General features: G+C 43.1%; 13 protein-coding genes. 3 read left to right on the top strand and 10 right to left on the bottom strand.

Going from position 1 to position 12,618, the window contains the following annotated elements; all coding sequences use genetic code 11:
• Window positions 1-26 precede the first annotated feature (26 nt).
• Complete coding sequence (locus BN1546_RS11745; RefSeq protein WP_090737583.1) at window positions 27-845, bottom strand: elongation factor G; 819 nt, start codon at window positions 843-845, stop codon at window positions 27-29.
• A gap of 244 nt (window positions 846-1,089) precedes the next feature.
• Here BN1546_RS11745 and BN1546_RS11740 point away from each other — a divergent pair, with 244 nt between their 5' ends.
• Both BN1546_RS11740 and BN1546_RS11735 read left to right on the top strand, forming a co-directional pair.
• A complete protein-coding gene (locus BN1546_RS11740) occupies window positions 1,090-1,680 on the top strand; it encodes an RNA polymerase sigma factor (protein ID WP_090737581.1) in 591 nt (196 codons plus the stop codon).
• On the top strand, window positions 1,641-2,708 hold the full coding sequence (locus BN1546_RS11735; RefSeq protein WP_090737579.1) for a DUF4367 domain-containing protein: 1,068 nt from the start codon (window positions 1,641-1,643) through the stop codon (window positions 2,706-2,708). The genes BN1546_RS11740 and BN1546_RS11735 overlap by 40 nt, the downstream gene beginning before the upstream one ends.
• Window positions 2,709-2,798: 90 nt before the next feature.
• Here BN1546_RS11735 and BN1546_RS11730 read toward each other — a convergent pair whose 3' ends face one another.
• The 5 genes from BN1546_RS11730 to BN1546_RS11710 all read right to left on the bottom strand — a co-directional run bounded on the left by BN1546_RS11730 (window position 2,799) and on the right by BN1546_RS11710 (window position 7,371).
• On the bottom strand, window positions 2,799-3,374 hold the full coding sequence (locus BN1546_RS11730) for a histidine phosphatase family protein (RefSeq protein WP_090737577.1): 576 nt from the start codon (window positions 3,372-3,374) through the stop codon (window positions 2,799-2,801).
• A gap of 172 nt (window positions 3,375-3,546) precedes the next feature.
• Entirely contained in the window at window positions 3,547-4,257 is a 711-nt protein-coding gene (locus BN1546_RS11725) for an SDR family oxidoreductase (RefSeq protein ID WP_013373845.1), read from the bottom strand.
• 21 nt (window positions 4,258-4,278) lie between these two features.
• Window positions 4,279-4,839 carry an NAD(P)H-dependent oxidoreductase gene (locus tag BN1546_RS11720; RefSeq protein WP_025678166.1) on the bottom strand — a complete coding sequence of 187 codons (561 nt, stop codon included), beginning with the start codon at window positions 4,837-4,839 and terminating at the stop codon, window positions 4,279-4,281.
• Between the two features lie 80 nt (window positions 4,840-4,919).
• Window positions 4,920-5,498: a TetR/AcrR family transcriptional regulator gene (locus tag BN1546_RS11715; RefSeq protein WP_013373847.1), complete on the bottom strand. Its 579-nt coding sequence runs from the start codon at window positions 5,496-5,498 to the stop codon at window positions 4,920-4,922.
• Between the two features lie 373 nt (window positions 5,499-5,871).
• Window positions 5,872-7,371 (bottom strand): malate:quinone oxidoreductase, encoded by a 1,500-nt coding sequence (locus BN1546_RS11710; RefSeq protein ID WP_044786715.1) that lies wholly within the window; start codon window positions 7,369-7,371, stop codon window positions 5,872-5,874.
• Window positions 7,372-7,916: 545 nt separating this feature from the next.
• Here BN1546_RS11710 and BN1546_RS11705 point away from each other — a divergent pair.
• Entirely contained in the window at window positions 7,917-8,273 is a 357-nt protein-coding gene (locus BN1546_RS11705; RefSeq protein ID WP_040102489.1) for a hypothetical protein, read from the top strand.
• Between the two features lie 31 nt (window positions 8,274-8,304).
• On the opposite strand, the gene BN1546_RS11700 is transcribed toward BN1546_RS11705, so the two are convergent.
• The 4 genes from BN1546_RS11700 to BN1546_RS11685 all read right to left on the bottom strand — a co-directional run bounded on the left by BN1546_RS11700 (window position 8,305) and on the right by BN1546_RS11685 (window position 12,618).
• On the bottom strand, window positions 8,305-9,882 hold the full coding sequence (locus BN1546_RS11700; RefSeq protein WP_090737575.1) for a sigma-70 family RNA polymerase sigma factor: 1,578 nt from the start codon (window positions 9,880-9,882) through the stop codon (window positions 8,305-8,307).
• 155 nt (window positions 9,883-10,037) lie between these two features.
• Window positions 10,038-10,283, bottom strand: a complete 246-nt coding sequence (locus BN1546_RS11695; protein WP_058830925.1) for a P-loop NTPase family protein — start codon at window positions 10,281-10,283, stop codon at window positions 10,038-10,040.
• Between the two features lie 173 nt (window positions 10,284-10,456).
• A complete protein-coding gene (araA, locus tag BN1546_RS11690; protein ID WP_090737573.1) occupies window positions 10,457-11,881 on the bottom strand; it encodes an L-arabinose isomerase in 1,425 nt (474 codons plus the stop codon).
• Between the two features lie 41 nt (window positions 11,882-11,922).
• Entirely contained in the window at window positions 11,923-12,618 is a 696-nt protein-coding gene (locus BN1546_RS11685; protein ID WP_058711384.1) for an L-ribulose-5-phosphate 4-epimerase, read from the bottom strand.

Here is a 12,618-nt window from a genome sequence, read left to right as displayed (position 1 = left end):
TCAGTACGGCCGATGGCTTTCGTAAGCTATACAGGCGGGATGGCCGAGTTCATCTCTTGCTCCTCTAATTCATCTTTCCATTTATCGATATTATAAATCACTTTGAATTTCTCTTTTAACTGAGTAACATCTTCAACTGGCACATAGCTGTCCAATTCCATATGGAAGTCCGAAACATCTTTTTTTTGGTTATACATCTCTTTTAAAATATCAATGATTGTGGAAAGTATAGATTTAAATGATAATTTACAATTATCTTCGTCCTCGTCGAGTATACATAGATTTTCTACCCCACTAAAAAAGGAATTTCCTTTAAAATATAGCTTGTTACAGGTCATATGGACCTGCATCAATGGTTCGCATATTTGCCAATCTGCCTCAAGCATAGCGGTTTCGAGCGATACATGTGCTCCATTAATGTAATAATAATCTCGATAAAAACACATTGAACAAGAGGCATTCATTATTTTAATTTTTGAATCTACAGCAGGATACCCTAATACAAAACCTTCAGCTAATAATTTCTTGGAGAAGTAATCCAACGATTTTACAAATAATTGGTATCCAAGCTCCTTACCTTCCTCATCGTCTTTATGACAGCAATAATGAATAATATCTTCTTTCACTTGTTTATTTTCATATTGATATCCCATTCCAGCCTCTAAATGATCAATATGAATTTCAACTCCTGCAAATAAGTCATTTAAACTTGTTATTCTGGAATGATTGCCTTTTAAATTTATATTCAAGTCAGCAGTACATTCTCTATAGAGTATACAGGTGTCTTTGATATCCAGTTTAATGTCTTGTCTTTTCATAAAATCAGCGATTTTCTTTAGATGCAAATAATCCGTTCCTATAAAAACTATTTGGAATATCTTAATTTCATTTTACCATCCCCTCACTTCCACAATATACCTTTAACTCTATAAAACTAACCACGTGGGAGATAATTGTTCTGCTTTATCGTATTCTCTTAGAGAGTTGATAGAACACTTAAAAAAATTTTAGACAAAGTGTCCCTTTCGGTCATCTTCGTTTGTTATACAGATATAATTTTCTTTTTGATCAGAGGGGGTGCCTACATCTTTGAATGAGGAAATCGAATACAGAATCAAACAAGTTCAAGCTGGCGAGATCCAGGATTACGCCTACATTGTAAAGGAGTATCAGCGTCAGATTTTTGTGTACTGCTGGAGGCTATTAGGAAGTGAGCAGGAGGCGGAAGAGGCTGTGCAGGATATTTTCGTCAATGCTTTTGAGAAAATTAGCAGGTACAAGCCGACAGTGGGCTTCTCCTCCTGGCTGTATAAAATGGCCTATCATCGCTGCCTGAACCTGATTCGCAGGAAGAATCTACAGCGCAAATTTAAACTTAGCCTGTTCACCTCAACTAACATGACTTCAGACAGTGCAGCACAGGTTATGGAACGTCAGCTTTTCAGTGAACCGCTGAGCCGGGCGTTGGACCAACTGAGCGCGGAGGAGCGTAACCTGCTGGTGCTGCGCATTTTTGAAGAGAGAACGTTTGGAGAAATCGGGGAAATCATGAACAAAAGCGAGGAAGCTATCAAGAAAAAATACGGCAGAACAAAAACAAAGCTCAAAAAAATAATGGAGCCCCTAAAGGAGGATCACAAATGCGTGAGTTACAAAACAGAACTCAAAAACAAAGCCTGAAATACACCGATCTGCAAGACAGGGGATTCAAAAATATGGACAAGCTAACCGAGCTAGAGAATGCCTTAAAAATCCAGGCTTTTGACGTCTCTGACAAAGTGATGGAACAGGTCTACCAAAAGGCGACGCCCAAAAAGGGGAATATAGGAAAAATCCATTTCCAGCCTCGCATCACCGTCCCTATCATGATTTTGCTTTTTGTTGTAGGTGCCTCTGTGACCGGATACGCAGCTTCACAATATCTTGAATTCCGCAACAGTAAGGGCGACGTTGTATTAAATACCGCCAAAACACCTGCCGAAACGGACGCCTCCAAAACGCATTCCTCCACCTACACACGGTGGAACGAAGAGGCGAAGAACCGTTTGCAACCAGGAGAGTATGCCGCTTATTACGTCAAGGACGATTCTATGAATCAAAACAACCTATCTAATCTGGCCCTGTTTGCGTACAAACCGGCTGAACTTTCAAGTTTCAACAGCTTACAAGATGAAATCAAGCGAACTGAGGCTCCATTATTCAGCAATCCCACTCATCTACCGGATGGCTATCAGTTTGAATTCGGATACGTCTATCCAATCGCTGCATATCCTGGGATGATGAATAAAAAGGAATATCGAGCTTTAACCGATAAACTGATGCAACAGGCCAAAGCTGCACCGAAGGGTGAAAATCTGTTTATTCAAAAGCTGAACTGGAACAAGTCAGACTCCTCCTTTGCCCGATATGCGAGAGGAAACGACTATGTAAACATTACCGTCACCAAATACACTCCTGAAGTCACAAAGACAACCATCATGCAAAATGAACAGGATTCGGCTGAGCAATTGACAATCAAAGGAACCAAGGCCTATTACATCAGGGCAAGTGAAGCAAGCAGGCCCTTGGAAGCAGGAAAAAACCGACTGGGATGGCTCGATGAAAAAAGACATTTACACTACAACATATCCGATAACCAGGACAGCCCGCTGACCAAAGATGATTTGGTTAAAATAGCTGAGGATTTGCTTAATGCTTCATTGCAATAGATGTTACAGAAAGGTTTTGAAGAGAGACTATCCTGTACTAAGGACGGTCTCTCTTTGAGCAACGTTTTCGTACCTATTTCTCCCGTAACATTACGGCGTATACCACAATCTTTTAACTTCTATTAACTCCTGACCGTTGAACTTCATTCTGTATACATCTGGTTTGGATGTGTGTAGTAGAAATTTCAAGTCGTACTGCTTGTCATAATACCCCATCATTAAAGCCATTACAGCCCCATGAGTGCCTAATGCAACTTTCTGTCCTCGATAGATTTTTAACAATTCTTTTAGAACTGCTATACTTCGGTTCTGACAAACCGTATTAGACTCTCCTCCCTGTAAAGCAAAGTTTGGATCAGAAAATGACTTATCTAACAAAGGAAATAATTCCGCATCGGGCATTCGGTGGTCTTCATTCAAAAAGATCCTTTCTTTAAGATCTTCGAATACCAAAACTTCTTGTCCTGAACGCCGAGCCAGCTCTTGAATGGTGAGAATTGCTCGTTGATATGGACTTGAAACGAAAACCTCGATCCCCTCTCCCTTCAATAATTCAGTTATTCGATAAGCATCTGATTTACCTTTATCCGTTAAACCTCTTGTTCTTTCATTTCCTTCCGTCTTTGGTGACTCACCATGTCTCACCATGTAAATGAAAGTTTCCAAAATAGCCTCCTTAAAGGATATCGTTTTGTTCTCGTAATTCCTGAAACCTCCCATTAATTATAATTCTAGAGCAAATCTTTCGGTATGACCAATCAGTCTGCACTCACCATACACGAATTGATAATTGCTGTTACGATGTCATATAAATCTTTTTCTTTCAATAAATAAAGCTTTACCACGGAAGCTGATCATCCATGTAATAGAATCCGCCTGTTGGACCCTCTTCCGGCAGGGTTGCCAGTCGGATCGCCGTTTTTGCTCCATCCTCCACCGACAGCTCCGCCTTTTCCCCACCCATTTGCGTTTTGACTAAGCCGGGGTGTACGGAATTGACCTTCAGATGTGTCCCGCTATTTTTTTGCGCCCAGTAGGCCGTCAGCATATTCAAAGCTGCTTTAGATGCCGCATAAGCCGGGGTAGCAAGCCGCTGCACCCGTTCATTGGTCAACTGGAACTGAATCGAGCCTATAGCGCTGCTTTGGTTGACGATTCTGCCTGCTTTGCTCTTTAGCAGTAACGGCAACAGTGCTTCTGTAATCAAATAGGGTGCGAACGTGTTCACCTCAAAAGTATCTCTGAAAGCATCCCCGTCATAACCCGCTTTTTCTGCCAAAATGCCCGCATTGTTGACCAATATGTCCAGCCGTCCGTAAGTATCTTCGATGAATTGGGCCAATTCTGCGATATGTGCAGAATTCGTCACCTCGAGCTTCACGCCGACTGCCTGAATGCCTTCTTGCAACAACCCGGCGGCTGCTTCATCTGCTGCTGTTTTCGTACGTGCAGCGACTAATACCGTTATACCTTGCTGCCCCAGTTGTCTAGCAACCTCCAGTCCGATCCCTTTGCTTGCTCCGGTAATTAACGCGATTTTGCTTGTCATGTTTCATTTCCTCCTCGTTTTTTATTTATTGATTGTGATCAAATCAGACGTTTGGACATGACGCACGGTCGCCAGATGCTGGACATATGCAGCCTGGCTCGCGGTAATCTGCTCATCCGTCACATGGTTCGCATTATGGATAGCAAAAGGCGGCAGGTAATGAGCACTCACATAGTTGGCCAGCGCCTCCATCGGCTTCGCGATGTCCCGAATCGTGAACAGGTTGTAGCCGCCGGGCTGATACGAGGCCGCAGTTCCTGCCGTCGAGATGGCGATGCCGATTTCCTTCCCTTTCAAATGCTCCCCGTCAGGACCAAACGCCCAGCCGAATGCCAGCACTTCATCGAACCACTGCTTCAACAAAGGCGGTGTACTATACCAATAGAGCGGGTACTGGAAAATGATTCGATCATGGCTGTCCAGCAGAGCCTGTTCATGGGTAATATTAATCAGATGATCAGGATAGGCTTCATACAACACATGTACGGTCGTTTCAGGCTGCTGTCTCATGACCTCCGTCCAGGCTCGATTCATTCGGGAACTTTGCAAATTTGGATGTGCAACGATGATTAATGTTTTCATACTAACTCTCCTTTTCTATTTCAAAGTTTATGGGAATGATCGTTCTAGAAAAATGAAAAAAATTTGTTTTCGGTTATCGTCTATGTCTCTAAAATGCGTAGATTTAACTCAGCTATCCGTTGCAGCTTTTCTTTCGGAACGGAAGTCCGCACCATAACCCTTAGTCCCGCTAAGGCATTTTGCAGATACTCAGCCAACTCCTTCACTTCGTACTGTTGTGTAAACTCGCCGTTTTGCTGTCCCCACGTTACGATTTCTGCAAGCATTTTCTCCGATTTTGCAAAGGCCTTCGTCGCTATCTCGTCAATGTCCTCATCCCGAATCGCTAATTCAACAGCCGAATTCACGAACATGCAGCCGGGCGGTACGTCCTCTTCACCGTTAATGATGGAGTCAAAAATGAACTGAAGTGCCTGCTTAGCCGTCCGAGATTGCTTGATGCCTGCTGCCCACCTACCGTTAATACGCTCTCCGAATCGGTCCATCACTTTGAGGAACAAGGTATGCTTGTCGGTAAAGGTATCATAGATACTTCTTCGATGAATCCCCATATGTTCGACAAGATCATTCATCGAGGTTTTCTCATACCCCTGCTCCCAGAACAGCTTCATGGCCTTTTCCAGAACAACGTTTTCTTCAAATTCTTTGCTCCTGGCCATTCTATCTACCCCCTGACCATTTAGAATATGTCTGGATTAAATGGATCGACCTTTTGGAAACGATCGTTCTATATTGATCACCGCATATGTTTTTCTTCTCTGTCTGGCTTTATCCTAACATATTGGGAACGATCGGTAAAGAATTATTTGTTTTTCCCTTTATAACCCGTTCCATAATTACTGCAGTCACTATAGCAGACACCGATAAACACAGAAGCATTACAAAGTTTTGCACTCGTAAACAATCATTTTAGCGGTGGGGAGCTTCCCACCGCTTGGCGTTGTCGCTTATGCGACTTGAATACGTATCGTAAGATTACTGTGTATTTTATTAAAAATATTTGGATGATCGAATTTACTAGCCATGTAAAAATTAACGATGCAGCGGTTCTTTTTCGCCCAGACCCAGCGTCTCTGTTGTAGTATTATGGATCTCTTGGTAAAGCTCTGGGTTCTCCGCTAGCGACAACCCATAAGAAGGAATCATCTCTTTTATTTTTGGTTCCCACTCTTCCATATGCTGTGGGAAGCATTTCTCTAATACCTCCAGCATAACGTGAACAGCAGTAGAGGCACCCGGAGAAGCTCCAAGCAATGCAGCCACCGAGCCGTCAGCGGAACTAACCACTTCCGTACCAAATTGAAGAGTTCCTTTACCGCCCTCCGTATCTTTGATCACCTGCACACGTTGACCTGCTACCACGATCCCCCAGTCCTCGATTTTGGCGTTGGGAATAAACTCGCGTAGTTCCTCCAAACGCTTTTCATTCGATAACATCACTTGCTGGATCAGGTATTTGGTCAATGCCATCTCTTTTGCCCCTGCCGCCAACATCGTAATGAGGTTATTGGGTTTTACGGAACCAATCAGGTCCAAGTTTGAACCCGTTTTCAAGAACTTTGGTGAGAAGCCGGCAAACGGGCCAAACAGCAGTGCTTTTTGGTTACCGATGTATCTTGTATCCAGATGCGGGACAGACATGGGAGGAGCACCAACCTTCGCTTTACCGTATACTTTTGCATGATGTTGGGCGACCACTTTAGGATTGTTACATACCATAAATAGTCCACTTACCGGGAATCCCCCGATATATTTGGACTCAGGAATGCCGGTTCTTTGCAGTAAAGGTAGACTTCCGCCACCACCACCGATAAAAACGAATTTGGCAGTATGATATTCGATTTTTCCGTTATCCAGATTATGCACTTTGACTCTCCACGAGCCGTCGCTCGCACGTTTAATATCCTTTACACTATGCTTGTATTTAATCTCGACGTTTTTACTTTTTAAATGGTCAAACAACATGCGTGTTAAAGCACCAAAGTTGACGTCTGTTCCAGAGTCGATTTTGGTTGCCGCAATCGGTTCATTCAATGTACGACCTTCCATAATCAGCGGAATCCATTCCTTTAGCTTTTCAGGGTCATCGGAAAATTCCATGCCTTGAAACAGGGAAACACTTGAAAGCGCTTTAAAGCGCTTTTTTAAAAAAGATACGTTTTTTTCACCCATTACCAAACTCATATGGGGTATTGGCCTGATAAAGTCCTGTGGATTACGAATCAAATTACTGTTGACAAGAAAAGACCAAAACTGTCTTGAGAGCTGAAACTGTTCGTTGATATTAACCGCTTTACGAATATCTACAGATCCGTCTGATTTTTCGGATGTGTAGTTCAGCTCGCACAGTGCAGCATGACCCGTGCCTGCATTATTCCATTCGTTAGAGCTTTCTTCTCCTGCACTTGCCAGTTTCTCAAACACTTTAATTTCCCATTCCGGTGCTAACTCTTTCAGCAATGATCCCAGAGTCGCGCTCATGACCCCGGCACCAATTAAGATAACGTCTGTATTTTTCTGAATACTATTCATAAAAACCTTCCTTATCTCTTATATTTGCAAAAAAGAGCAGGCCCTCCTGCTTAACTGACTCAAGAAGCAAGGCTCCACTCAGGAACATACCTTTTCTATCTCCATTATAACTTAAATATAATCATTTAAAAATTATATCTACTTTTATTTGATAATTATAAATCATTTCTGCTAAAAAGTGAGAATCTTCTTCGCGAAAATAAGAATTGAACTCCGTTTTTTTATAAGAAACCTAGCTGATTTTGTTACTCCCATGGATTACAGCTTCCCAATAATTAAATCAACAGTTTATGTATATGAATAACCAGGAATTGTTATGTAGGATTTCAAGAATTAACATGTGATTCATCTAGAGCCTGTACGCCAACTGTACAATGCGTAGAAATCAAGTAAAATAAGGGACAGGTGGCGAAGATACCCCATGACCTGGACTATTTTTGAAACATTTTCTTTTTGTCAGGCAGAACGGCTTCCGGACTGAAATGCTAAAGAAGCAGAATCCGCAATGATTCTGCCATCCTTGTAGGAATGGAGACTAGAGTGCTATGAGGAGAATAGTAGTTAGTGGAAATACGTATTTGTGGAATTATAGAACGGTCAGAGATATTTACTGTAGATCCAAGTTGACTATTATTTCTGAAAATAAAGATATAAAATTTATAATTCTATTTACTACTAAAGATACAATTGTCACTGGTAGCCCTTTGAATGAGGGATTACGGGTAATGAGAGAGGGCAAACAATATTCTATTAATCTTAACCAACCTAAGTATGTTGCTGAAGTGTTGCAGTATATACTTGGTATGGAGTTAGATGTGACAGTGAAGAAAGTGCATGAGCTAAATGGTAATGAATTGTTGGTTAGTATGGGGTATCAGGATGTAACCGGGCTTTTGATATGAACTAAGCCCGCTCTACATCCAGAACTTGTTGTCATTTATGATACGGTTCCGTATACACCAACTGGTTTCTCTCTGAATCCCAGCGCCATGCTAAATCACCTTGCAGCCACAAGCCGCCATACCACTCGTCTATTCCCTTCATCTTCACCCAGTCATGTGCCCCCGCCGTTATATTTCTCCCTACTTCCGTTAATACAACAACACATTGGTCAAAGGATGGAGTTGTTTTCTTTTGATGATCAGGAAATGAGTGGGGCCCTTGAATCTCTAATAGTGCATGTGGTTGTTCCGACATATTCCTTAAACGATACCAAAATTCCAAATCACCCATTCCTAGGCCGCTTATCCGGTTCCCGATCTGCTTAAACAGCTCTTGTGGAGAGTCTACTCCTTGCTGGATGAGTTCCAGGGTTGTCTGCTCTACGATGCCCAGCCCATTCATGGTGGAAGGTAGACGAGATAGGTGCAGTTCAAGTGCCGCATGAGCAAAAGGCAGGGCAGATGTGTCTTCATGCAAAATGTCAGTATGCCGCGTTATATCCGGGGAAGTATATGCTTCCCAGATTCCTTTGCCCGTCTCAAGCTCCTGCTGACCGATCTGCTGCCACGTGCCTGACAATTTTTCTAACTGCTTCGTTGTAAGCTGACCCAACCCCCTAAACGGATCAATACCTGGGTAGTTGCCGATACACAGCAAGCTCAGTTTGGTTTGACCTAGGGTCTGCGTCGAAAACCAGTGCAATAAGTAGCTTAGCATCAGCTGGTCGAACAAATCGTGCTCGAACCATAGCACGACTTCATCATATTTATGAAAGTTATGCAAAATCTGCTCCTGAGCCTCGCAATTTGATACATAGTCTTCTGCTGGGATACCGAGAGTTTTCTCCAAATATTCTGCTCTAGCTGCTCTCGATGAGTTCTCGCTCATTTCAAGGGAAACTGGACCTACCGGATACACTTCTCTCCAGACCAAGATATCTCCACGAATGTTCCCTTTCCTCAGCTTGTCACCGACATGATCTCCATTAACTATATGTAGCATCGACTCTCCTCCTTCATAAATATCGTTAAACATGGATACAAAGTCGGTGACAAGTAGTGAAGCTCTCAGCTTATTGCGGGCATCAAACAACCGTTTTTTGAGCACGGATGGAGATACGCTTAGATAGCTTGATATTTCACCGATTGAGTACCCTTGAAAATAGTACAGCTGAACCGCCAGTTTTAACTTGTCAGATAAACCCTCGACGGATTGATGAAGCTTTTGATGCCATTCCCTTCTCTCTGCGATGAGTTCCACATCATATTTCTCCACATCCATTACTATAGTTTCGGCCAACGGCATCATCGTGGGCGTCTTCCGGCGCAGAAGACGATGACATTGACGTTCGACAATGATCTTGAACCATCCAGGGAACGCCTCTGCTTCCTGTAACTTATGGAGATTGGCAAAAGCCTCAGTGAACGCTTCCTGAACTGCATCCTCAACTATGCTCCAGTCACCCAGCTTGGTAAATGCTACTGAAAAGGCCATCCCACTAAAATGCTGCACGATCTGCTTCCAAGCATTTTGATCGCCTAGCCGAGCTTCCCCAATCCAACACTGCACCTCTTGCACCTCCTCTGTATGCAAATTCTATATATAAGTGCCGGTATTGCTGCAAATGGTTACTTTGTTCGATTGAAGTTGTGAAAAACCTATAGCAAGTTTAGAGCCATCCCTTATAGGATGGCTCTCTCTAATTAAACTATCGTTTCCCGTAATTATAAATACTTCATCATGATGTTTGAAACGGTCTGTTGTTGATTTTCCCAGTCATAACTGGAGTTATCCAGTATAAAGGATTGAAAAGGAAGTTGCTCAATAATGCGCAATTCTAGCTCACGTCGATGCTCAAGGAACTGAATATATCCTTCATATCCGTGCAGCCCTTTATTCTTTCCATAATTCTGCTCTGTATGGTACCAAATCACAAAATCCAGCCACTCTGGAGACCTCATCGTTTTCACTCGCTCAATCGCCTCACGGACACTAGGTTGCCTTCAACGATAACCAATTTCGTTTTCGTAGCTGGTAAATTCGTCATAGTATCACGTCCTTATGAATTAAAAATCCTCTGACGAGTAATAAAAAAGCATTGGGTCTTGAGGACTGACCCAATGCTTTTATCGATGAACTATAATTATTTAATTATTACGTATTCCAGGTTAACCAGTTTTGCATAAGTAACAATTTGGTCTGTGGTTAGATTCAAGGAAACCACGGTATGGTGACCGCCACCGTTCTTAATCCATGCTTTAACTCCATCTTGGAAGTTTGGCTTCACGTTCCACAGTACACGGGCCACTGGAAGTTTTGGAGCAGGAACTGTTGGTTCAAATGCAGTAACCTCGTTGATCAGCAGTTTATAATGGGTGCCAAAGTCAGCCATGGAAACAACTACACCGTCTCCTGCCTTACCGTCAAATACCAGACGGGCTGGATCTTCACGATCGCCGATACCTAACGGAGACACGATGATTTTAGGCTTGTTGCTTGCCAACGTTGGGTCAACTTCAAGCATATGGGATTGAAGGATCGATTCCTGACCCGCTGCTAATTCATAGGTGTAGTCTTCCATAAAGCCAGTGGATTGGTTATGGCTCATGACTTTAAGCAGACGATCGAGCGCTGCAGTCTTCCAGTCACCTTCACCAGCAAATCCGTATCCTTGTGCCATCAGACGTTGAACGGCAAGACCAGGAAGCTGTTTCATACCATAGAGGTCTTCAAAGTTTGTTGTGAAGGCAGTATAGCCGCCATCATCCAGGAATCGCTTAATAGCAATTTCATAGCTTGCTTGCACTCTTACACTGGATTCCCAAGCTTCCTTGCTGTAAGTACCATAATCAAATTCATAGAGTTCGGAGTATTCCGCGAACAAAGCATCAATTTCTTCTTCCTTCACAGCATTGACGTACTGAACAAGGTCGCCAATTCCGAAATAGTCAACGGTCCATCCAAATTGAATTTGGGCTTCGACCTTATCACCTTCCGTAACACCAACGTTACGCATGTTGTCGCCGAAACGGGCAACTTTGATATTGAAGCTTTCGTTATAAGCAACCGCTACATCCATCCACTCTGCGATTTGCTTTTGCACTTCTGCGCGTTCCCAGTAACCTACAACCACTTTATTCTGTTTCTTCAAGCGGGCGTTGATAAATCCATATTCACGATCACCATGAGCTGCCTGATTGAGGTTCATGAAGTCCATATCAATCGTAGCCCAAGGAATGCTTTCATTATACTGAGTAGCCAAATGAAGCAGCGGCTTTTGCAGCAATTTAGTACCACGAATCCACATTTTTGCAGGTGAGAAGGTATGCATCCACGTGATGACACCAGCAACCTCGTCGCGATAGTTGACTTCTTTCATAAGGCTGGTGATTTTGTCTGCACTAACTGCCAGATCCTGCAATACAAGCGGATAAGGCAGAACGCCGCTCTTATTTAGGGCATCGGTCATTTCTTGTGCGTGTGCTTTGACTTCTGCTAATGCTTCTTCTCCATACAAATGTTGTGAACCTACGATAAACCAGAACTGTTTTGTACCTACTGTTGACATAACATTCATCCTCTTTTCTTCGTTTGTTAGTTTAGTTGGTCTTATTTTTGTCCGTAGTAAGCGTCTTTCCCATGTTTGCGCAAATAGTGTTTATCTAGAATACGCTGCGGCAATTCTTCAGCAAAATGATTCAATTCCCGTGCGAATAAGTTCATTTTCGAAACTTCTTCCAACACGACGCTATTCATAACTGCGGATTTCGCATCTTTCCCCCAAGTGAAGGGAGCGTGACCCTTAAGCAGGACACCCGGCACTGCTAAAATATCCAGCCCGCGCTGCTCAAAAGTTTCGATGATGACACGGCCGGTTTCGGCTTCGTAGCCACGATCAATCTCCTCTTGTGTCAGGAAACGAGCACAGGGAACAGAACCATAGAAGGTGTCTGCATGAGTAGTCCCCATTACAGGTACATCCAGGCCTGCTTGAGCCCAAATCGTCGCCCAAGTCGAATGCGTATGCACAATACCGCCGATCTCTGCGTAGTGCTTGTAAAGTACGGCATGAGTCGGTGTATCCGATGAAGGTCTCATCTCTCCTTCAACAACATTACCGTCAAAATCAACAACTACCATATCGCTAGGTTTCATCGTGTCATAACTAACACCACTCGGTTTGATAACGAATAAGCCACGCTCACGATCAACCGCGCTTACGTTACCCCAGGTGTATTTCACGAGTCCATGTTTAGGCAAATCCAGATTGGCTTGATATACTTCTTCTTTCAGCTGCTCTAACAC

It is taken from the genome of Paenibacillus sp. Mc5Re-14 (assembly GCF_001049835.1).
GTDB classification, from domain to species: Bacteria; Bacillota; Bacilli; order Paenibacillales; family Paenibacillaceae; genus Paenibacillus; species Paenibacillus polymyxa_C.
This window is presented reverse-complemented; position numbering and strand designations above follow the sequence as displayed.